At 38.3% G+C, this 23977-nt stretch carries 17 protein-coding genes and 2 pseudogenes; 1 reads left to right on the top strand and 18 read right to left on the bottom strand.

The window, feature by feature from the left end; genetic code table 11:
* Window positions 1-178: 178 nt before the first annotated feature.
* Entirely contained in the window at window positions 179-1195 is a 1017-nt protein-coding gene (locus ABU914_RS09150) for an NADP-dependent oxidoreductase (protein ID WP_379669432.1), read from the bottom strand.
* A gap of 428 nt (window positions 1196-1623) precedes the next feature.
* Window positions 1624-2910 (bottom strand): adenylosuccinate synthase, encoded by a 1287-nt coding sequence (locus tag ABU914_RS09145; RefSeq protein ID WP_379669431.1) that lies wholly within the window; start codon window positions 2908-2910, stop codon window positions 1624-1626.
* Window positions 2911-3130: 220 nt separating this feature from the next.
* On the opposite strand from ABU914_RS09145, the gene ABU914_RS09140 reads away from it, so the two are divergent.
* Window positions 3131-3871, top strand: a complete 741-nt coding sequence (locus ABU914_RS09140) for an SDR family NAD(P)-dependent oxidoreductase (RefSeq protein ID WP_379669430.1) — start codon at window positions 3131-3133, stop codon at window positions 3869-3871.
* Between the two features lie 373 nt (window positions 3872-4244).
* Here the strand turns inward: ABU914_RS09140 and ABU914_RS09135 are convergent, their stop codons facing one another.
* The 16 genes and pseudogenes from ABU914_RS09135 to ABU914_RS09060 all read right to left on the bottom strand — a co-directional run bounded on the left by ABU914_RS09135 (window position 4245) and on the right by ABU914_RS09060 (window position 23824).
* Complete coding sequence (locus ABU914_RS09135; protein WP_379669429.1) at window positions 4245-5774, bottom strand: acyl-CoA carboxylase subunit beta; 1530 nt, start codon at window positions 5772-5774, stop codon at window positions 4245-4247.
* Between the two features lie 34 nt (window positions 5775-5808).
* Window positions 5809-6588: an enoyl-CoA hydratase gene (locus tag ABU914_RS09130; RefSeq protein ID WP_379669428.1), complete on the bottom strand. Its 780-nt coding sequence runs from the start codon at window positions 6586-6588 to the stop codon at window positions 5809-5811.
* 18 nt (window positions 6589-6606) lie between these two features.
* Window positions 6607-7509: a hydroxymethylglutaryl-CoA lyase gene (locus ABU914_RS09125; RefSeq protein WP_379669427.1), complete on the bottom strand. Its 903-nt coding sequence runs from the start codon at window positions 7507-7509 to the stop codon at window positions 6607-6609.
* A 54-nt stretch (window positions 7510-7563) separates the two neighbouring features.
* A pseudogene (locus tag ABU914_RS09120) lies at window positions 7564-7776 on the bottom strand (acetyl-CoA carboxylase biotin carboxyl carrier protein subunit).
* A 51-nt stretch (window positions 7777-7827) separates the two neighbouring features.
* Window positions 7828-7983: pseudogene (locus tag ABU914_RS09115) on the bottom strand (biotin carboxylase N-terminal domain-containing protein); the annotation flags it as partial.
* 280 nt (window positions 7984-8263) lie between these two features.
* Window positions 8264-10231: an acetate--CoA ligase gene (locus ABU914_RS09110; RefSeq protein ID WP_379669426.1), complete on the bottom strand. Its 1968-nt coding sequence runs from the start codon at window positions 10229-10231 to the stop codon at window positions 8264-8266.
* A 68-nt stretch (window positions 10232-10299) separates the two neighbouring features.
* Window positions 10300-11442: an acyl-CoA dehydrogenase family protein gene (locus tag ABU914_RS09105; RefSeq protein ID WP_379669425.1), complete on the bottom strand. Its 1143-nt coding sequence runs from the start codon at window positions 11440-11442 to the stop codon at window positions 10300-10302.
* A 357-nt stretch (window positions 11443-11799) separates the two neighbouring features.
* Window positions 11800-13167 carry a replicative DNA helicase gene (gene dnaB, locus ABU914_RS09100; RefSeq protein WP_379669424.1) on the bottom strand — a complete coding sequence of 456 codons (1368 nt, stop codon included), beginning with the start codon at window positions 13165-13167 and terminating at the stop codon, window positions 11800-11802.
* A gap of 18 nt (window positions 13168-13185) precedes the next feature.
* Window positions 13186-13629, bottom strand: coding sequence for a 50S ribosomal protein L9 (rplI, locus tag ABU914_RS09095; protein ID WP_379669423.1), 444 nt, complete (start codon window positions 13627-13629; stop codon window positions 13186-13188).
* Entirely contained in the window at window positions 13626-15611 is a 1986-nt protein-coding gene (locus tag ABU914_RS09090; protein WP_379669422.1) for a DHH family phosphoesterase, read from the bottom strand. The genes rplI and ABU914_RS09090 overlap by 4 nt, the downstream gene beginning before the upstream one ends.
* 15 nt (window positions 15612-15626) lie before the next feature.
* Window positions 15627-16550 (bottom strand): YybS family protein, encoded by a 924-nt coding sequence (locus tag ABU914_RS09085; protein ID WP_379669421.1) that lies wholly within the window; start codon window positions 16548-16550, stop codon window positions 15627-15629.
* A gap of 181 nt (window positions 16551-16731) precedes the next feature.
* On the bottom strand, window positions 16732-18897 hold the full coding sequence (locus ABU914_RS09080) for a cellulose biosynthesis cyclic di-GMP-binding regulatory protein BcsB (RefSeq protein ID WP_379669420.1): 2166 nt from the start codon (window positions 18895-18897) through the stop codon (window positions 16732-16734).
* 28 nt (window positions 18898-18925) lie between these two features.
* The gene (locus ABU914_RS09075) at window positions 18926-20173 is read right to left on the bottom strand and encodes a glycosyltransferase family 2 protein (RefSeq protein WP_379669419.1); all 1248 of its coding nucleotides are present in this window, start codon (window positions 20171-20173) and stop codon (window positions 18926-18928) included.
* Complete coding sequence (locus ABU914_RS09070; RefSeq protein WP_379669418.1) at window positions 20166-21914, bottom strand: DUF2334 domain-containing protein; 1749 nt, start codon at window positions 21912-21914, stop codon at window positions 20166-20168. Before ABU914_RS09070 ends, ABU914_RS09075 begins: the two co-directional genes overlap by 8 nt.
* Window positions 21904-22752, bottom strand: a complete 849-nt coding sequence (locus ABU914_RS09065; protein ID WP_379669417.1) for a diguanylate cyclase domain-containing protein — start codon at window positions 22750-22752, stop codon at window positions 21904-21906. Before ABU914_RS09065 ends, ABU914_RS09070 begins: the two co-directional genes overlap by 11 nt.
* Window positions 22733-23824 (bottom strand): hypothetical protein, encoded by a 1092-nt coding sequence (locus tag ABU914_RS09060; RefSeq protein WP_379669416.1) that lies wholly within the window; start codon window positions 23822-23824, stop codon window positions 22733-22735. The genes ABU914_RS09065 and ABU914_RS09060 overlap by 20 nt, the downstream gene beginning before the upstream one ends.
* Between the last annotated feature and the right edge of the window lie 153 nt (window positions 23825-23977).

Genomic DNA, 23977 nt, shown 5'->3' with positions numbered 1-23977 from the left:
TAAGTCGCTCGCACTCTTCGAGATGGTTACTTTATCACAAGGATTCAATCTTAAGGTTTCTACATTCGTTGCTTGTCAGCTACCGAGCGACTTAGCACTTACTCGGGTTGGACTTAACGGCTTGCTCGGTGCGCCACCACCACAAAAAAACCTGCTTCGTATTGAAGCAGGTCCTTCCTTATTTATCATCCGCAATTTTAACAAGCATTTTCCCTAAGTTATCCCCGCGGAACAATCCAAGGAAAGCATTAGGAGCATTTTCTAACCCTTCATATATTGTCTCTTTATATTTAATTTTGCCTTCCCGCAACCACTCAGCAAGTTGTTTCACACCTTCTTCAGCTTGATCATCATAGTTACTTACGATAAAACCTTTTAATAGAACACTACGCGTTAATAAATAAGGTAAGACACGTGGTCCCTTTTCGATTTCTGTATCGTTGTAATGAGCAATTTGACCACAGAGGGCAACTCGTGCATGGAAATTTAACAGCGAAAGTACCGCATCTGTAATTTCACCACCGACGTTGTCGAAATAAACATCAATGCCTTTCGGACAAGCAGCCTTCAAATCTTCACGTATGTTTTTCGTCGTTTTGTAGTTAATGACTTCATCAAATCCGAGTTCATTTTTTAAGTAGGCTATTTTTTCATCAGAACCTGCAATTCCTACAACGCGGCAGCCTTTCAGTTTTGCAATTTGACCAACGACCATCCCGACAGCACCTGCTGCTCCAGAGACGACAACGGTTTCACCTGCTTGCGGTTTTCCGATGTCTAAAAGACCGAAATAGGCAGTCAGTCCAGGCATTCCAGTGACATACAATGCAGTCGTAATGGGTGCTACATCCGGGTCAATTTTTTGCAAATGTTTTCCTTTTGCAGCCGTGTAATCTGCCCATTTCAGCATACCTGTAACATAATCACCTTCAATGAAGTTTGGATCGTTTGATTTCACAACCTTTCCAACGACACCACCTATTAACGCCTTACCGACTTCAAACGGTTCAACATATGACTTCGCGGCACTCATTCTCCCGCGCATGTACGGATCAACAGATAAATACAGCGCGCGAACAAGCACTTCACCATCTTTCGGCTCTGGCACTTCCGTTTCTACGAATTTGAATGTGGAGTCATCTGGCATTCCTTTTGGTCTTTCAGCAAGCAACACTTGTCTATTCTTTGTTCCCAATACATACACCCCCAACGTTTTTTACACTCAGAATCTATATTACTAGAAAGTTGCAAAATTTCCTAAAGAAAACCCTTACATGTTTTTTGAATCACATTGTTGCAACACACCATTATATTGAATTAGAGCATGGCGTTACCCAATAATATAAGGTTTATCGAAGAAATGGATCCTCATGAAAAGGCGAAATTCATAGCTAAAAATTTTCTGCAATTTATCGAGCAAGTTGTAAAAAAATACATCTATCATTTGAGTGGAAAGCAGATCGACTTCTACCCACTTCATGACAATCTTGATACAACTGCGTGGCGCGGTTTTCTTTGCTACGAGTGAAAACGAGCTTTATACTGCGTTATTCAAAAAAGTCAGTATTCATATTATTAAATAAAAAATACTTAGGAAGCCTGTAGCTCCTAAGCATTTAACGTTTACGCAAACACGCCACGTAGCATATTCGTTTGTGAGCGGTCTGGACCAACGGAGAAAACCGAAAGTGGAATTCCTGTCAATTGTGATACACGTTCAATGTAGTGACGTGCATTGTCAGGCAACTCGTTGAGTGACTTTACACTCGTAATATCCTCTGTCCATCCTGGCAATTCTTCGTAAATCGGTTTACATTCGCTAAGCATTTTTAAACTCGCTGGAAATTCTTCAATCCGCTTCCCATTATGTTCATACGCCACACAAATTTTCAGCGTTTCAATTCCTGTTAAAACGTCAATTGAGTTTAATGACAAATCCGTAATTCCACTGACCCGACGTGCATGGCGCACAACGACACTATCAAACCATCCGACCCGACGCGGACGACCCGTTGTCGTTCCATACTCATTTCCGACATCACGAATTTGGTCACCAATTTCATCCGTTAACTCGGTCGGAAACGGGCCATCGCCAACACGAGTTGTATATGCTTTGGCTACGCCGACGACATGATTAATTTTTGACGGACCGACACCTGACCCGATCGTTACACCGCCCGCAATTGGATTCGACGACGTCACGAATGGATACGTTCCTTGATCAATATCGAGCATAACCCCTTGCGCACCTTCAAACAGCACACGGCGACCTTCATCAAGTGCGTCATTTAAAACGACAGATGTATCAACGACATATTCAGCAAACTTTTGCCCATATTCATAGTATTCATCTAAAATGTCTTCAAGGTGATAGCCGTCTGTTTCATACATCCGTTCAAAGAGACGGTTTTTTTCTTTTAAATTTATCGTTAACTTTTCTGCAAACACGTCTTTGTCTAGCAAATCAGCGATGCGAATTCCGATTCTTGCTGCTTTATCCATGTACGCGGGACCGATACCTTTCCCCGTCGTCCCAATTTTGTTCGCGCCTTTGCGATTTTCTTCAAGCAAATCTTGTTTAATATGATACGGTAAAATGACATGTGCTCGGTTACTAATTTTTAAATTTCTCGTGCTAATACCTTCATTGTGCAAATAAGCTAATTCTTCCACGAGTGCCTTCGGATCGACGACCATCCCATTTCCGATGACACAAATTTTATCTTCGTAAAAAATTCCTGACGGAATTAAGTGCAATTTATATTTTTTATTGTTAAAAACGATTGTATGTCCTGCATTATTCCCGCCTTGATAGCGGGCAACAACTTCCGCATTTTCCGATAAATAATCTGTAATTTTCCCTTTACCTTCGTCTCCCCATTGTGTACCCACTACAACGACAGATGACATAAGCTTATACCTCCGGTTTCAGAATCAAACGCAACACGCGCTTGTAAAAACAAACATAAAAACCATCGTAAGTTTACCAATACGAAAGCAAAAAGTCAATGAAACACGAACGTTTTAATGAAAAATATATAGTTTGTTCGCCATTTTATAATTAAAGGAGATCGCAACGTTCTGTTGAATATAAGTTTGTGAACGTTGACTAACTTTGGAGGTGACACAGATGGAGTTAAAAGGAAAAGTGGCTCTTGTTACTGGTTCAGCAACTGGGATCGGACGTGCAATAGCAATTAACTTAGCGAAACAAGGCGTACATGTTATCGTTAACTATTCTCGTTCGAAAAAGGAGGCAGAAGAAACAGCGAGTCTCGTCCGTTCTTATGGGGTTAATTGTCTCGTTTATCAAGCGACGGTTGCATCAGATGAACAAGTACGTGCGATGGTTGACGCAACGATTAAGAAATTCGAAAGACTCGATATTCTTATCAACAATGCTGGGACGACAACATTTATTCCCCACGATGATTTAGAAGGGTTAAAAGAAGAGCATTGGGATACGGTTATGGATGTCAATGTAAAAGGACTCTTTTTCACTTGTCGTGCAGCGGCTGAAGAGTTAAAGAAAAACAAAGGCTGCATCGTAAACGTTACGTCCGTTGCTGGATTAACGGGCGGCGGTAGCTCGATCGCTTACTCCGCATCAAAAGCAGCCGCTGTCAGTGTAACAAAATCACTTGCGCGCGTCTTTGCTCCTGAAGTGAGAGTGAACGGTGTTGCTCCAGGTGTTGTGATGACCCGCTGGATGGACGGACACGAACAATTCGCGAAAAAACATTCAAAACGAACACCGCTCGGTAGACCAGCATACCCAGAAGATGTTTCCGAAGTCGTCATGTCGCTCATAACAGGCGCAAGCTTCGTCACAGGACAAACGGTTGTCGTCGACGGCGGAAATTTAATTTAACAAAAAAAGAGGGTATCGTTTTCTAAAAAAATTTTTAAAAGCAGTTTAAGCTTGGACATCGACTAGTGATTTGGTTAATATCCATGAATGTAATTGCGTAACTATCGTTCGTTACTCTAAACTCTACCCTTACCTCGTTTGCTAAAGCTTCGTTGGAGTAAGTTCAAAACGATCCACTCATTTTTTGCTAAAAAATGAACGGAACCGTTCCCATACGAGTCATGTTATCTATCATCTCATAATATCATCACTTAGACGTTAGCTATTTCTATTCGTGTAAAAAGGAACGAGCTTAAATGGTTCGTTCCTTTATAATGAAAAATCTCTTTCATCACACCAGATAACTTTGAGCAATTTCACGAATCTCTTCTTTTTAAACCGGATATACTCCATGTTTACGGTCAGTGAATACTTGATACTTCGAAGTGTACGCCTCTAGACGAGTCATAATTTCGTGACGTAATCGATTAGGTTCAACAATTCCATCAACAATCATTTCAGATGCCAAATGGTAAATATCAATGTCTTCATTATATTCTTCTTGCTTTTGTTGAATAAATGCTTCTCTCTCTTCTTCGGTAAGTTTAGCGATTTTGTTTGCGTAAACCGCATTAATTGCAGCTTCAGGACCCATAACAGCAATTTTAGCTGTTGGAAGTGCTAAGCAGCAATCAGGCTCAAACGCAGGACCTGCCATTGCATAAAGTCCCGCACCATAAGCCTTTCTAACAATTACTGAAATCTTAGGCACAGTAGCCTCACTTATCGCTGAAATCATTTTGGCACCATGTCGAATAATTCCAACACGTTCAACCTTCGTACCAATCATAAACCCTGGTACGTCAACCAAGAACAAGAGTGGAATATGGTAAGCATCACAAAGTGTAATAAACTTAGTCGCTTTATCAGCCGAATCATGGAATAATACACCACCTTTGACACACGGCTGATTAGCTATAACCCCTATTGACTGACCATTGATCCTTGCTAACCCTGTAATAAGCTCGGGTGCAAAAAGTTTCTTGATCTCACAAAACGAGTCTTCATCAATGATGCGATCAATAAAATCATACATATTAAAAGGTGCATTTTGGTTTTCAGGTATAATCTCTTCAATCGATTTGTCAAATGGCTTTTGTGAAATCGATTGAGTTTTTGCCGGTTTCTCTTTGTAATTTTGTGGAAAATACGTTAAATAACGACGGGCAAAAGCGATTGCCTCTTCTTCAGTTTTTACCATAACGTCTCCACAACCAGAAACAGAGCAATGCATTTTTGCACCACCCATTTCTTCAAGCGTTACCTTTTCACCAATCACCATTTCGGACATCCTTGGTGACCCTAAATACATCGATGCATTACCTTCGACCATAACAACAATATCGCAAAAGGCAGGGATGTATGCACCTCCGGCTGCAGATGGTCCGAATAATAAACAAATTTGCGGAACTTTACCGGAAAGCTTCACTTGATTATAAAAAATTCGTCCTGCTCCTCGTCTGCCAGGGAACATTTCAATTTGATCCGTAATACGTGCACCAGCCGAATCAACTAAATAAAAGATAGGTACTTGCAACTTTTCAGCTGTCTCCTGAATGCGGAGTATTTTTTCAACAGTCCGTTTTCCCCATGAGCCCGCTTTTACAGTCGAATCATTAGCCATTACACACACCGTTCTCCCATTTATTTTTCCAATCCCTGTTACGACCCCATCACCTGGCAACCCGTCTTCCATACAATTTGCAAAAAAAGCATCTTCGATTTCTATATTCTCATCAAATAAAAGCTCTAAGCGTTCACGAACAAAAAGTTTTCCTTTTTCAGCATTTTTTTCGTGATAAATTTCAGCACCGCCTTTTTTAATTTTTTTAATACGTTTTTGTAATTGTTTATTTTTTTCCACTATCTCTTCCCTCCCCAGTATGAATAGCTAGTATTCATTCCCCTTTGTATTGTGGTTTTCTTTTTTCTTTAAAAGCCGTTAAACCTTCTATGCGATCTTTTGTCGGAATCGTAATTGCATAAGCCATTTGCTCGATTTCTAATCCAGTCTGCAAATCAACTTGAATTCCTTTATTAACAGCAAGTTTCGCTTGAGCCACGGCAATTGGTCCATTTTCTGCTATTTTTTCAGCTATTTCGTGCGCTTTATTTAATAGTTTTTCCTTTTCAACGACATATTCAATAAGACCAAATTCCTTCGCCTCTCTAGCTTCAACTTTGCACGCTGTAAATATTAACTCTTTCGCTTTTCCTAAACCGATGAGCCGAGGTAAACACTGTGTTCCGCCTGCACCCGGTATGATCGCTAGTGAGGTTTCGGTTAAACCAACCTCGGCATTTTCAATTGCTATACGGATGTCACAGGCTAATGCAAGCTCTAGTCCACCACCCAATGCTACCCCGTTTATGGCAGCAATGACTGGATTTGGCAATTGTTCAACCAAATTTACAACTTGTCGGATTTGAAAAACCGTTTGTTTTACTTCAATCTCTGACATTCCCGTCCGTTCTTTTAAATCTGCACCAGCGCAAAAAACTTTATCACCAGAACCTGTAATTATAACAGCACGAATAGATGGATTGTATTTAATTTCTTCTAAAATTTCTTTCAATTCGCAAAGCAACTGTTTAGAAAAAGCATTAGCCGCCTCTGGACGATTTAATGTGATCGTTGCAAGATTATTTTGAACGTCAAATAATATCGTTGTTGGCACAAATGACCATCCTCCTTTCTAATTTTCTCTTCGTTCTTTTCGCATCGTATAACTTGAGAGCGGGTTTCCTAGTTTTTCTTCAATAAACAGAGCTGCCTGTATTAACTGTTTACGTTTAATTCCAGTGTCAATTCCCATGCTATTCAACATATAATGGAGGTCATCTGTTGCAAGATTACCTGAAGCGCCTGGAGCATAAGGACAGCCTCCTAGTCCGCCTAGTGCACTGTCAAAATTAGTGATTCCTAGATTAAGAGCAACTAATACATTTGCAAGCGCTGTTCCACTTGTATTATGAAAATGCATAGCTATTTTTTCACTAGGGAATCTCTTCAAGACTTCAGTTAAAACATCTTCCACTTGTTTAGGATTTGCGACACCAATCGTATCACCTAACGAAAGCTCATAAATCCCAAGTGAAAACAATTGCTCTGATACTGAAAGGACAGCATCTGTTGAAACTTTTCCCTCATAAGGACAGCCGAACACCGTAGATACATAGCCCCGCACTTTTTTTCCAGATGCGATTGCTTCGTTAATGACCAGCTTAAGGACAGGAAAGGTTTCAGAAATAGATTTATTAATATTTTTTCGATTATGAGTTTCAGAAGCTGACATAAATACTGAAACTTCATCAATATTAACTTCGAGTGCTCTCTGCAAACCTCTTTCGTTAGGTACGAGAGCTGCATAAGTAATATCTTTCTTCCGTATAATTGATTTTGAAACTTCAATAGCGTCCACGAGTTGCGGAATCCATTTAGGATTTACAAATGAGGTGATTTCTATATAGGATAATCCTGTTTCTGAAAGTAAGTTAATCCATTCGATTTTATCTTCAGTTTGAATAAACTGCTTTTCATTTTGCAATCCATCACGCGGTCCAACTTCTTTTATCGTTACAGTTTTTGGAAAGTCCATATATAGACATCCTTTCGTTTAACCTTTACGAGCACCATCAGAGCCTGAACCTTATTACTCAACAACGATAAGTTCATCTTCTTCGTTAACAAAGTCACCTTCATCTATTTTTATTTCTTTTACAACCCCGTTTACTTCAGCAGCTATTGGAATTTCCATTTTCATAGATTCTAATATAACTACATCTTGCCCTTCTAAAATCGCATCCCCTTCGCTTACTAATAGTTACCAAACATTTCCTGCCATATTCGATTGAATGATCGCCATAAATAAGTCCTCCTTAATATTTTTATTTATACGAACGATTGAATATATATTTCAATATATTTCAACAAACAGGTTTGTTGTATCTTCAGATTGTTCTTCCATGCATTTATTAACAAATTCAGCGTTTTCACTTAAAAGTCCATAGCGTGGATGAATAGCTTGTGCCCCAGTTTGTTTAGCGACTCCAATACTTTCATCCATTTGTAAATAACTTTCATGGACAGTCTAGTTTTCCAATGCAATATGCTTCATCTGCCATTTATGAGCTGAAGAGAATCCACATCTGCTTCTGAATAAACAGCAATCATTTTTATCCCCATTTTATTTGCAAGTACGGATTACACGTACTATAATTTCCCAGCGATTTGCAATGAAAACTTTCGTAAACAAAATAAGTTCTAAAATGGATTTATATAAATCTTGGCAGAAGACGAACCTTCAACTAAATGCCTCTCTAAGGCTGTCTTCTACCATTCTATTTCAATGATTACTTCGAGATAGATTTACCTTCTGTAATTTTTTTTATTTGGACTACTGAAGCAGGATCTTCTAAACCTGTAATATCACCCGATACCTTACCGGAAACTACAATTTCTTTTAATAAACGGCGCATAATTTTTCCGCTTACGGTTTTTGGCAATGATTCCGTAAAAACGATTGCTTTAGGCAGAGCAATTTTTCCAATTTGTTGAGTAATACACTCATTGATTTTTTCTTTTAAATCATCTGTTGCTAACGACATATCACCCAAACGTGCAAAGACTAGCGGAACCTCTCCTTTTATTTCATCAGGTATGCCAATAACCGCAACTTCAGCAATCCCTTCACATTCCATCACTGCACTTTCTATTTCCATAGTGCTTAAGCGATGTCCGGCTACATTAAAGGCATCATCAGAACGGCCGACGACCCATATATAGCCATCCTCATCTATTAATGCTAAATCGCTTGTATAATAGGCACCGTCTACTTGACTAAAATAAGATGAAAGATAGCGCTTCGGTTCCTTCCATAGTGTTCTGCACAACATCGGGAACGGTCTACGAATAATTAAATTTCCTAATGTACCAGGCTGAACAGGATTTCCCTCTTCATCAACAACGGCAACATCGGCTCCTAAAAATTGAATTCCAGCAGATCCAGGCTTCATTGGCGTTAGCCATGCGGCACCCGCTATCGGACAGCCAGCCGTCTCTGTTTGTCCCCATGTGTTGTTAACAGAAATTTTCTTTTTGCCAAGTACTTCATATGTCCAATGCCACGTTTCTGGATCTAAAGGTTCACCAACAAGTGCGACAACATCAAGATGCGATAAATCAAACTGATTCAATACATTTTCGCCTAAACTTTTAAGCATTCTTAGAGCAGTAGGAGCTGTAAATAATTTATTTACTCGATACTTTTCGATCATTTGATAAAATCTATCTTTTTTCGGGTAGTCGATGGCCCCTTCATATACAACCGTTGTAACACCATTTGCCAACGCACCAGCGATTCCCCAAATATGCATCGTCAACCAGCCTATATCAGCGGTACACCAGAAAACATCATCATCATGATGATCCATATGATATTTAGCATAAATGTAATTCTGGATCACGAATGCCATTCCAGCGTGTACGACTCCTTTCGGTTTGCCTGTCGTCCCGCTTGTATAAAATACAATCCCGTATTCATTTGCTTCTAATCTCTCAGGTTCACAGACTACACTTGCCTTCTTCACAAGCTCATGCCACCAATAATCACGTCCTTCTGTCATATCAATCTCTGTTCCTAATCGATCAACTACAATCACTGTTTCAATAGAAGGAACATGAGGAATAACTGCATCAACTTTTTCTTTTAAGCGAATAACGTTTCCGCGTCTAGTTGTTGCATCAGTAGTTACAATCACTTTTGGCTCAAAGCTGATGAGACGATCCTTTAATGACTTTTCGGAATATCCCGAAAATACTGTGTTATAGATAGCTCCGATTCGGAAGCAAGCTAATACCGCTATAAATGCCTCCGCTAAATTGGGAAGAAAAATAGCAACACAATCTCCTTTTTTTACTCCAAAGGAACGCAAGACGTTTGAAAAACGATTCACTTCTGCCAGTAACATAGTATATGTGAAAAATTTTGTGTCCCCATTTTCTCCTTCCCAAATGAGTGCTGTCCGATTGCCAGTCCCATTTTCTACATGGCGATCAATTAAATTAACACAAGGATTGCTAATTCCGCCTTCAAAAAAGCGAAAATCTGGCAATTGACCACTCATCGTTTTTTCCCATGACTCATACCAATAAAGTTGCTTCGCTACATCATCCCAAAAAGATGCTGGGTCCAGCTGAGATTTTTCAAGCAAGTTTTGAAAAGCTTTGCTGCTACCAATAGACGTTTTTGCTTGCTTTTCTTCACTTGGATAAACAAGCTTACTTTCAGCTACTACTTTTAAAATTCCGCTAGCATCCATAGAAATCCCCCTTTATAAAATTTATAAGTGCACTAAAACTAATCATGAAACTCTTGAACTTTCATTCATTAACAACCTAATTGACGGGCAATGACGAGTCGCTGAATTTCAGATGTTCCTTCTCCAATTTCCATCAACTTCATATCACGCAGATAGCGCTCAACCTCATATTCCCGCATATAACCGTAACCGCCATGTATTTGAATAGCTTGATTACACGCTCTAAAGCCAGCTTCTGATGCAAATAGCTTTGCATAAGCCGCTTCTTTTGTGAATGGTTTGCCGTTGTCCTTTAACCAAGCTGCCTTATGTACCATATTTCGTGCAAGTTCAATTTCCATCGCCATGTCTGCAAGCTTAAATTGTATTGCCTGAAATTTCGAAATACTTCGTCCAAACTGGATCCTTTCTTTTGCATAGTTTAATGCTTTTTCAAATGCAGCTTGAGCGATACCGACTGACAAAGCTGCAATGGAAATGCGCCCACCATCTAATGTATACAAAAATTGTTTAAATCCAGCTTTTGAATCTCCCAATAAATTCTCCTTTGGAACACGAACATTTTCCAAAATCATTTCACATGTATTGGAACCACGAACTCCTAATTTTTCATAATTACTATTAACGGTTAATCCTGAAGAATTTGTCGGTACAATAATAGCTGAAATAATATTTTTCCCGCGATCATCTTTTCCTGTAATCGCAGTTACTGTTATCGTTTTTGCATATTCTGCATTTGTAATAAAACATTTTTCACCATTTATAATATATTCATCACGATGAAGAACAGCCTTTGTTTCTGTTCCACCAGCGTCAGATCCTGCATTAGGTTCCGTTAAACCGAATGCAGCTAACGTTTCGCCTTTTGCAAGTGGCACAAGATATTTTTGTTTCTGAGCTTCTGTTCCAAAATAGTAGATCGGACTTGCTCCAAGTGAAACTGCTGCAGCATAACTTAACCCTGTACTTCCACACGCCTTACCAATTTCCTCCACAGCAATAGCATAAGAGATTGTGTCTCCTCCCGAACCACCGTATTCTTCTGGAAATGGTAAGCCTAGAATCCCTAAATCCCCCAATTTTTTAAATGTTTCTTCGGGAAATTCACATGTGCGATCAACATACTCTGCTTTTGGAGCTATTTCTTTCTCTGCAAATGCACTTACCATATCTCGAATCATTCGTTGTTCTTTCGTTAATTCAAAATTCATATATTTTCCCCTCTCATCTCACGCGTATTGTCAAAACTGTAAAACCTATCGTATTCATGACCTTACGAGCAAAAAGTATCTTCCCCTTGCATTTGCGTCCTTGCGTAATAACTCATGTTCGTGGAAGCTCAATGTCATGTCTTCTATATTCAAAATTTGCACCACTATTGCATTCGGAAATTCTTCAATTTTTAAATAATTCTAGAATCGAAACCGACTAGTAAGTCTGTTTAATGTATACTATTTATTTAAAAACCGTTTTATTCAAAAAGCGGTTACATCTTAATTATTTTTAAAGAAAAAAATCACCAGTAATGTAAAATGGTGATTTTCTATGAGTTTATTATCTTTTAAGTTTTATGCACCCGGCGGAATATCGCTTTCATCATGCCTGCGATCTAAATTAACGAACTTGTTATATTCTTTAATGAACGCAAGCTCAACCGTTCCTGTTGGCCCGTTCCTTTGCTTTGCAATAATGATTTCAATCATATTTTGATTTTCTGATTCTTTATCGTAATAATCGTCCCGATATAAAAATGCCACGATATCCGCATCTTGCTCAATGCTACCGCTCTCACGAATATCTGACATCATCGGGCGTTTATCTTGGCGTGATTCTACACCACGAGAAAGCTGGGACAACGCGATGACAGGAACTTCTAATTCCCGTGCGAGTGCCTTTAATGAACGAGAAATTTCCGATACTTCCTGTTGACGGTTATCGCCTGAACGATTGCTACTTCCTTGAATGAGTTGCAAGTAATCAATGACAACGAGACCTAAACCACTCTCTTGCTTAAGACGACGACATTTTGCGCGAATTTCACTTACGCGAATCCCAGGGGTATCATCAATATAAATACCTGCATTCGAGAGACTTCCCATCGCCATCGTAAGCTTCTCCCAGTCTTCTGGTGTCAACTTTCCAGTCCGTAGCCTTTGAGCATCAATGTTCCCTTCTGCACAGAGCATCCGCATAACGAGCTGCTGTGCACCCATTTCTAAGCTAAAAATTGCAACATTTTCGTCCGTTTTCGTTGCGACATTTTGAGAAATGTTTAAAGCAAAAGCTGTTTTCCCTACTGATGGTCGCGCCGCCACGATAATAAAATCGTTACGTTGAAATCCAGCTGTAATTCGATCGAGTTCAATGAATCCTGTTGGAACCCCAGTAATGTCATCTTTTCGATTGTGTAACATTTCAATGTTGTCATACGCTTCAACAAGAATATCTTTAATCGAAACGAATGAACCAGTATTTTTGCGATTCGCAACTTCGAGAATGCTTTTCTCCGCATTATCTAACACTTTTTCGACTTCTTCTTCACTCGCATATCCTTCCGCTGCAATTTCGGTTGCGGTTTTAATTAAACGGCGCAAGAGGGATTTTTCTTCAATGACGTAACTGTAATATTCTACGTTTGCCGCGGTTGGAACCGAACTCGCTAAATCACTTAAATACGAGACACCACCAATTTCCTCGAGCAACTTCCGATTTTGTAATTCTGTCGTAACAGTGACGAGATCAACAGGCTCTCCTCGTTCTGATAGATCGATCATCACGCGAAAAATTCGCTCGTGAGCCGGTCGGTAAAAATCTTCCGGGACAAGAATTTCGCTCGCTTTTACTAATGACTCTTGTTCAAGAAACACTGCACCTAACACCGCTTGTTCAGCTTCAATACTTTGCGGTGGCGTCCGATCCGCAAATAAATCACTCATTTTGCAGTCTTCCTTTCACTATTCTTCGACAACATGAACATTAATGATCGCTGTTACATCTGGATGGATCTTCACCGGTACTTTCGTAAATCCGAGAGAACGAATCGGTTCCGCCAATTCAATTTTTCTACGGTCAACTTTAATGTTTTGCTTCTTTAATTCGTCTGCAATTTGTTTGTTCGTCACTGCTCCGAATAGTCGTCCGCTTTCACCCGCTTTGGCCGTTAACTTCACTTCAAGTTTTTCTAATTTCGCCTTCAGCTGTTCCGCCTCTTGCTTCGCTTCTTGTGCTTTCTTTTCATCACTGCGTTGTTTCGCTTTTAACGTCTGCATGTTGCTTTTCGTCGCTTCAACGGCTAAATTGTTTGGGAACAAATGGTTGCGTGCGTACCCGTCAGCAACATTTTTCACTTCACCTGCTTTACCTTTTCCTTTTACATCTTTCAAAAAGATCACTTTCATCCTTCATCTCCCCTTTCTTGATCGTCAAAATATTCATCAATGGCCTGTTTCAGTAGAGTTTCTACTGCCTCGAGCGAATCGTCATCAAGCTGTGTAGCGGCATTCGTTAAATGTCCACCACCGTTTAATGATTCCATAATAACTTGAACATTAATTTCGCCAAGTGAACGTGCACTAATGCTAATTTTTCCGTCTGTACGTCGTGAAATGACGAAAGCTGCCTTTACGTCACTAATAGATAAAAGAGTATCTGCCGTTTGAGCAATTAACACTTGCTCATAACTCGTATTCGGATCACCTTTTGTAATCGCAACACCATCACGGTATATTTTTGCCTTCTCGATCATTTTAGATCGTTGAATAAATTTACTTAAATCTTCACTTAAAAACTTTTGCACGAGAGCAGTATCTGCCCCGCGTGCCCGCAAATACGAAGCGGCATCAAACGTTCGCGAGCCCGTTCGCAATGTAAAATTATTCGTGTCAACAGTAATTCCAGCGAGCAGTGCTGTTGCCTCTAACATGTTCAATTTTAGCCGCTCCGGTTGATATTCTAGTAATTCAGTGACGAGCTCAGAAGTCGACGATGCATACGGTTCCATATAAACGAGAACAGGTTCTTCGATAAAATCTTCTCCGCGCCGGTGATGGTCAATGACAACGACCCGTTCGCTCTTTTGTATAAGTTTCTCCTCAATGACGAGTGACGGTTTATGCGTATCAACGATGACGAGAAGTGTCTTTGCTGTCATCATATCGAGCGCAACTTCTGGGCGAACAAAACGGCTCCATAACGAAGGTTCTTCTTTAATTTTTTCAATGAGTTTCTCAATGGCAAAGTTCCTGTCCTCTTTACTAAAAATGATATAGCCTTCTTTATCATTCACTTGTGCGACTTTCAAAATCCCAATCGCTGACCCGATAACATCCATATCCGGCTGACGGTGCCCCATAATCAATACTTTATCACTATCGAGGATAAGTTCACGAAGCGCATGAGAAATGACGCGAGCTCTTACACGCGTTCGTTTTTCAATCGGATTCGTTTTCCCGCCATAAAATTTCACTTTGCCATCCGTTTGCTTAATCGCAACTTGGTCACCACCCCGACCGAGCGCGAGATCAAGTCCCGACTGTGCAAGCTGGCCTAGCTCCTGAAAATCCGCTGTCCCACAACCAACACCGATGCTTAACGTAATCGGTACGTTTAGATCGGATGTAAACTCTCGAACATCGTCAAGTAACGAAAATTTTGTTCTTTCAAGTTCATCCAATACTTGACGATTTAAAACAGCGAAAAATTTTTCCGATGAACTTCGCTTTAAATAAAGACCTTGTTTCACTGCCCATTTATTCAACATGTCGGTCACTTGGCTATTTAGCGTACTTCTTTCAGTGTCTCCCATTCCTTGTGTCAACTCATCATAATTATCTAAATAAACGATGGCAAAAACAGGTTTTTCCTGCTCATATCGTCGTTTTATTTCAACTTGCTCCGTCACGTCAAAAAAGTAAATAAGCCGCTCATTTCGCCTAATTTCGATTCGAAATCTATGCTCGAGAATCGCTACCTCTTCATGATTCACTTCTTCATTGTTAATGATAGACATGAGATCAGCCGATAAAGACTCTAGTGATTCACCAACGGATACTTTTTCTTGAAACCACGTTTTCATTTGTTTATTTGCCCATTTTACCCGAAGCTCATCGTCATACAATAGCATGCCGATTGGGATATCACGAATCGCTTCATCTCCGATCCGCTCCACTTGACGAGTCAACGTCGATAAATAGTCGAGAAGTTCTTTTCGTAACAAAAGTTCTCGCTGAATTACAATAAACGCAAGCATGACAAGCCCTATGAGTGCAGCAAAACCGAGCGTGATGTTATAAAAAAATATCGTAATCACAAACAATGAAGTAACGGCAAACAAAGTAGCGATATGAATCCCGAAAAACCTCTTCTTTAAAAACTTCGGCATGCTTTCAGCTCCTACTTAAGATTTCATTCGGCTACGTAGATTTAATCCTAAATCAAGAATTCCTAACAATTTCACGAGTTGGAGAGGGAACATAAGCATAAATGAGCCGATTGTAATTAAGGCTGGTACAGCAAGACTCCATCCTTTTATTTTACTAAAGGCATAAATGATCGTAAAGCCTTGCAAAACCATCGCATTTCCGAGCAAGACTTCCAAGTTCGCAACAAGAACAAAAAGTGTCGTTCCTTCTTCTAAACCGACAAGCGATAAAATAAGCACTATTAAGTAATAAAAAATGACACTTCTCGGTAACGACCATTCGGAAAATGGTTTCCATGATTTTACTTCATATTGCAATCGTTTCAAAATGGAGCTCGTAATCAGCTGGGTAATGAATGCAAACAATAGGGCACTCATAATGAGCATGCTTGGTACTAAGTAAGTTATAAAATCAAGCTGTTCGATAAACATCTCGATTTGCGTTTCGGTTCCTTTTGGAAACCCTGGTGTCGATTGAAGTTGACCGATCATATCTTTCATTTCATTAATCGAGTCTGCAATCGGATTAATGCCAGTAACGACAATTATAAGAATGTAAAGAAAAAGAAAGTTAACTATGTACGCTAGCGTACCAGCGAGTAAAATATGAAAAGGTGACTTTTTTCTACGATACACTTCTCCAATGACGAAACCCGCACTGGCAAAAGTCCATGTCAAAAGTACAGCTGGCAACGTAAAGATAAACGAAAGAACGAGTGCAGCAACAAGCATCACAAGCGTGGCGTTTCGTCCATTTCTCACTGCATTCAAAATAAACGGTAATGGTAAAACCCACACGAAAAGCAACCCAAATAACGGAATAAAAAACGCGATTGCAAAGAGTATCATATATAGTGCTAACCATAATGCTGTCTCTATTAGTTGCTTTGTATTCTTCACACATCCACCTCAAATAGATCGTTTTCCTATTGCTTCATTATCATACCATATTTCATCACTAAAACTCACAAGCGAAACTTCCCTTAGCGTAACGGTTATGGGGTCTTATAGGCATTTAACACGTTATAAAATAGATTAGCCTATACCGTGTATCAACAACGACATAGGCTAAAATTATTTATTATTCTTTTTTATTCCTTTTAAACTTGCGGTAAACATAAATAAAGAGAATTAAGCTTAGGGAAAAAATCCCAATAAACCCTAAAATAAAAAGCAATGTATTTTTATCACTGTTTACTGTATCAATTTTACTTTGGGAATTACCCATTTCAGATTCGTGAAGCTCATTTGTAAAAATTTCACCGTTTTTACTTTGTACAACAACTGTTGCTTTTAAAGCCGTAGTTTTTAAATAATCAACAATTTCTTTACTTAAAAACTGCTCCGTATTATTAGGATGAACAGCGGCGAATACTGCCATTGATTTGTCCTTATCCCAAATTGAGGATTGCTGCCAAGCTACATATTTCGATGTTTCATTTATAAATTTAAATGCTGATACGTCCAAGTTTTTCTTTTTATCCGTCTGAATGAGCAGCTGATCCATTTTATTTTCAAGTGCTGAATGCGCATGAGGTCCACCTAGTATAATCACATGTCGACCTTTTAATTTTTTCTTATCAACCTTATTTTCCTGCAATAATTGTAATCCGTCCAATGTTCCTTGATTTCCAATGCTATTCGTTAATGTTTGTAATTGGCTTATCATACGCTCATCATACTCACTCGGAAGCAAGATGGTTGTCTCGTTTGTACCATCTGTCGTCATAAATGGTGTTGGCCATGTTCTAAAATTTGACTCAGCTTCTGTTTCTAAAAAACCCATTAGTAAATAGCTATCTTCACTAATAAAAATCCATTTGTCATCATCTGGAGGAACACAAATTTCACGATTCCGTAACCCTTTTGCTTCAAATTGAATCATTACAAACGGAGATTTCTGCAATACGTCTGACTCAATCGGTATATCGACTCTATACGTTGACATACGTTCGTCCTCTTCTAAATCATCGATTGCGATCGAATGTGGCTCTTCATTAACATAAACAACGAGTTCTGCCCGTTTATCATTCGACACCTTTTCTTCACGTGTAAATAACGTATTTGAAACTTTCAAATTTAAATGCAACGTTGAATTCTTACGTATATCCACGTAAGAAGGTAACGGATAAAAGTAATGTTGAGACATTGTTTTCCGCCCCGTTAACGTTAAATTCGATATATTTAATTCTTCAAATGAATGCTTTTCTTTCGCTAGTTTTTCATCTGTATATACATTTTCAATTGAAACTTCGTTTCCTGTTAATTGTGAAGCGAAGTTCTCTTCTGTAACGACCGAAATTTTCTCCTCAATTACTTTATCACTTTCAGCAGTGACAAATAAAATTTGCTTCGTTGTTTGCGGAAATTGTAAAAAGTAGTTGCTAACGACAAGTTCTTTTTCAGGAGTTTTTATGTTTGCAGACGTATATAACTCTTTTACAACACCTGACCACTGATCCTTATTTCCAATCGCAATGACATGTTTTGAAATCACTTCTAAACTTGATTCCCGAATAATGGGTATTTCCTCATTTGATGCTTGTCTGCTTAAATCATTTGCTACTTTTAATGCCGATAACAAAATTGAAACGGATGGCTGATCTGGAATCACAATCACACTTTGAACCGATTCATCTTGATTATTTTGAATAAATGGATAAGGATAGAGTTCCAGCGCGTTTTTTCGACTGCTTATCTCTTTTTGATTTAAGAATAAGTGACTATCGCTTAATAAAGTAAGCCAATTTGCCGGGTTTTCCTCATTCGCACAATGATATTCAGAAATGTGCCCATAAAATGAAATCGTCACTTGATGAAACCCTTGAGTCATTGCATGTCCTTTTAATGGTACTTTAATTCGCATGTTATCTTTCTGAATATCCAACTCAGTACTAAAAGTCGGAATTTCATCAACTAATATTGTGACAGTTGAACCTTTCAACAATAAATTTGAGTATTGGATATTTAATTGCAAATAGCTACCATCTTCAACACCATTCACTGGCACATGGTAATATAGCTCTGCTCCGTCTACAAGTCCTTTTAATGTAATGTCGTCATTTGATAAGTTTTCAATTACCCCTGTATGAGTAGCCTTTTCATCTCCTAATAAGCTATCGGGCAATATTATCGTTCTGTCTTTTACGGGAAAAGCAGCCGCTTCAACATGATGTGTCCCATATATCAAAAATAACAAAAAAAGAACCGTACACTGTAATCCAATCTGTAGTATTCCTTTTTTCATATGATCACCCTTTCTCCAACAATTCCACTCATTCAAAACGTTCCGTTTTATACCACTTTATTTCTTGCTTCAGAATCACTCGTTTAATTTCTAAAAACAGTGCATTCATAACAAGGACGATCCACAGTTGTGAATACGAAAAGTACATTAAAATAACGATAAAAAAATTTTCCGTTGTCATTTCTGTTTTCTCAATACTTAACGTAATAAAAACTTCCGTTACAAATAATAAAAAAGCAAGCACCCATAAAACGAGCGAAACGATGCCAATCGTTAAGTTTAAATCGTAAAATAGATTCACGATAAATATCGTATTTGATAAAATCACACCGAAGAAAAAGAGAAAATAAGTAAAAAAGAAATAAATTAAATCAAAAACAATCGCTTTTCTTTGTAACTTAAAAAATTGCAAAAGAAATTTCGTAATAACATACTGATTGCCCCTTGCCCATCGCGTACGTTGACGCCACCATACTTTCCACGTCTCAGGTTCTTGTTCCCAAGTTACCGCAGCAGGAAAAAAACGAATATAATACCCTAAGTTATACACCCGAATCGATAGTTCAGTGTCTTCAGATAATGCTTTCTCATCCCAGCCGCCCAACTCTTCAATTATCGAACGGCGAATGGCGAAATTTGTACCGGGAATCGTCGCCATTTTAAACCAAAACCAACGTCCGGCTTGAGCCATCCATTGAAACGTAATCGTTTCAATGTTAATAAATCGCGTGAGCAATGATTTCTTCGCATTGGCAACACGAAATTTCCCAACGATCGCACCTGCTTTCTCATCGTTCATCAATCCCATAACGAGATAGTAAACAGCTTTAGGCTCTGGTGTATTGTCTGCATCGTAAACGATAATATATTCACCTGTCGAAGCTTGAAACCCATAGTTTAATGCACTTGATTTTCCTTTGCCAGCGTATGGTGCAACAGTATCTACAACTTTTATAAAAGGATGTTGAGCCGCTATCTTACGTGCAATACTTCCTGTCGCATCCGAAGAATTGTCGTTAATAACGATCACTTCTAACTTTTCTTTAGGATAATCTAAACGAACCATTGATTTTAACGTGTTTTCAATGACAACCGCTTCGTTATGTGCAGGGATTAGTACACTCACCTTCGGAAGTGTTTTCATCGCTTTCTTCCATTCCGGGATCACATTCTCATAGCGAAAAAAGTGAAAGTATCCTCCAAGCATTAAAAACATATGGTAAAGTAGCATAATCCAAATCACAATTAGCGACGTAACAAATAAAAAATTAGCCAACCGATTTTCGCTCCCTAAACAACCGCTTCCTTACTCGCGTTCGCAAATAAATAGAAAATAAAAAGAACAGCAAAACAAATAAAGAAACGATAATGGTTACTCCCCACAGTATTTTTTCCAACAATGACGCTGAATCTTGTTTGTTTATTACTCCGGACAATGAAGACAAAGTATCTTCAACAAAAATTTCGCCGGTTCCATCAGATTGGATATGGACATCTTCCGTTAACACCCATTGCTTCGTTTTTTTTAAATCTAACCATGTTACATTCGAAATTTTTTCATACTTTGCTAAAAACTCAGGCAAATATTCAATTCCTAAATAAGGATGGTAAAATCCACCAATGACGCTATCTCTGACAATCGATACTTGATCTACTCGTTTTTCCGTTTCTTGAAAAGGATTTGGCAATGATGGATCAACATATCCGATCGTCTCAGGGTAAAGCGTCATTCCATTCAAGTTTTGACCCGTTGTTACATACGGAGGAGAGTCCATCACCGTCCATTCTTCATCACTTAATTGAATTTCACCAAGCAAATTAGAAAAGTAATTAGCCACAATTGAATAGCCTTGCTGTGACATCGTATAATGCGGTGCTTCAAAGCTCAAAGGATAAAGACTATAGCTAACAAGTTCGTGAATAGACTGGCGTAATCGCTGTTCAATGTAATCACGTTCTTTTTCCTTCAGTGACTTAAGGTAAGTCATATAGTCTTGTTCATTTGCAAAAGAATCTTGAGATTTGATTTTTTCAATCGATGCTCTCGGGTCATTTGAAATGATAAATTGGTTATTTTCCACGTCCCAAAATTCAAAACCTTCCCCAGTTTCACTATCACGATATTGATGTGTATACCCATGAGCAATGACCGTCCCACTATTATTTTGTAAATGCTGTAATACTTTTACAAGTGTAGGGGAGTCCGAAAAGTATACCCTTTCGCCTGTTCCAGGTGTTATATATACAGGAATGACGACTAAAATATACGGTATGTTTCGGTCGTTTAAATACTCGCCAACTTCTAACAATTTATCCGGATCCGTTAACGGGTGAATATCTTCCAAACGAAGATAAGCTAAATGTTCATGCGGATGATCGTTAGGCAATATGTCATGTAATATTTCCGCAAAATAAGATTGAATGATGCTATCAATAGCGGTTACTGCAAAATAATAGCGATGACCTTCCTGTGCAAGTAAAGGATATGTCACCTGTCCTCTATGCCCATATAATAAAATATCTTGCTTATCATTTTCCTTTATTTGTTTGATTAAAGTCATGGATGGAAGAGATGTCATATCATGTTCGTCGCCAGCTTGACTAATTCCATTTACATTGATTTCTCCTAATTGTTTAAAGTGATGAAACGAAGGAATTTGCTCACCGTTTTCCCCAATGACAACGACAGGGCCAGTAAAAGTATCTAATTCTTGTAGAATGAATTCGTTTATTTCTTGCTTATGTTCCCCATAGTAAAAAACATGAGTAGCTAATCCAAAATCATGCGATTCCGCATTTTGAGCAGATACGACTCGAACATGTCTTGTAAAATGGCGAAGTAGCATATCGATTTTTATTACATCTGGACTCATTTCATTTTGATAATTGGAGTAAAGAAATAAAATAGAAATGTCATCATTTTGGAATTCATCTAATTGTGTTTGTGCAACTGCGTACTGTGCAAAAGAAACAAATAAGAAAACGCTTAGAAGCAAAGCAAGGTGATTACGAAACATGAAAAGTCACCTGCTCTTTAGCCAATTCATACACTTTTAAATAATCATCAAGATCATCGCGAAAGCTAACAACACCATAATCAAACTGTAATGTAATAAACTTTTTACTTGCTAACTGAAAAACAGTCAGTTCTTTATCTAACGTATCAATCACGCGTTGAACATCGTCTTCCGATGTTTGCACTAACAATAAACCAAACAAATCTTTTTCGGGGCGAAATTTTTGATCACTTTTTCTGACGTTTCGATAAATCCCACTAGACAAATGTGCCAAAATTCTCTTTAGTTCTGAGGCACCATACAATTTTTGGATTTGATCAAAATTTCGAACTCGTATTAACAAAAATGAAAACATATGTCCATAACGCTTTGAACGATTAAACTCTGACTCTAGTTCAAACAACATTCTTTCCTTGTTATCAAATCCCGTTTCAGGATCAATGGCTACCATTGAATTCAGTTGCTCACGCAGCCTTACATTATCTTCATACAAATCATTCAATTGTAAATATAATCGTCCTGTTGTGAGAGCTACTAATAAAAGATGCACCATCCAAAGAAAAAAAAGTGATAATGATACACTGCTTTCAATCGATGATGATTGAAACATTAACCAAAAAAATGTACTTCCAATTATAAAAAATAAAAGGAGCGTTAAGCCTAAAGCAGGAATTAAACCGGTTGCTATTCCAACGATTCCAACTAAACTAGTTAATACAAATAACATAATCCCTTCCTGGCCATTCAATAATAAAAAAACGCCTGCAAGACTAAAAAGAATCAATGTAATGACTAAAAGTATAATTAATCGTATTTGTTTAGTTAACAACTTGTTCATCAAACAATTTCCTTTCTGCTATTAGAGGAAAAAGGTTGTCAAACGAATGAGTTACATTTTCGCTCGTTACGTATCCACCGTAGTACTGAGATTCTTGATTATGAACTTGCATCGTAAGCATGCGCTCATAGACATCTTTTGCAAATCTTGTATCATTTTTCTCGAGACTGTATAAAATCGTTAATGCATAGACCGATGCGGATTCATACTCGACTGACCTTTTTTTTGTTTCACGATCATAGCGACCATACAGTAAATATTCTTTATAAAACTCTTCTTTTAACCATTCATAAAAATCGTCTGTAGTAGCTCCAGCCTTTTCAAGGTGGATCGCTGTGTAAACTTGATCAATTAAATTAATCATTTCATCAAATTGAAAAGTATGAGTAACGACACGGTAGGACTTAGGGAAAAACCCATTATTTGAAGGAATCTCTATCATAAACCTTTCCAGCACTTTGATAGATTCCTCAGATATGAGTTCGTATTTACTTAAATATCGAAAACCTTCTATATCTAAGTAAGATAACGTGATCTCTTCATTCGCATAACGATGATCGGTATCATAAAAATCGACAAAGTGTTCACCGTGTCGATTGTACATAACAATTGACTTTGCAATTTTAGTTGCCGTCTCTATATAATCTTTATTTCCGGTTCTTTCTCCTTCTAGGAACAAAGCTTTCATTATCCGCATATCATCGATTAATGCGTTCGTATTAGCTATTTCATCAACTTCAATCTTCCATGCAATGACCCCCTCTTTTAACAAAAACTTATTGATCAAAGTGTCATACGCATCCTTAAAACGTAGACTATCCTCTTTTTCAGCCAAATATTCCATCCAAAGCCCAAGTGATTCAGACAGAGCAAGCTCACTTCCGTCTTGAAGTTCCACATTTGTCCGAATCGTTCCATCGTCATGGAGCAAATGTTGAATAATAAAACGCTCTACAGGAAGAATGATAGGTTTCCCCTCATCTAAACCTTCTTTTCGGATAATATTTTGAAAGATCCAGACCGTGCTTACTATAAAAATGATTAACACTAAAAAATAAATCGTTCTTTTCATTTTTTACCAACTTTCAAAGAGAGAAAATCTTATTAAATTATTTATTTTTATAATAAACCATTATATCCTCCCAGTACTATAGTACCAAATTCTATAAACCTTTCAAAAAGAAGCGGAAACGTTCACTTGAGTAGAAGCATGTCTCACGAGGAA

Source organism: Pueribacillus sp. YX66 (genome assembly GCF_041725775.1).
In the GTDB taxonomy this organism is placed as follows: Bacteria; Bacillota; Bacilli; order Bacillales; family UBA6769; genus Pueribacillus.
This window is presented reverse-complemented; position numbering and strand designations above follow the sequence as displayed.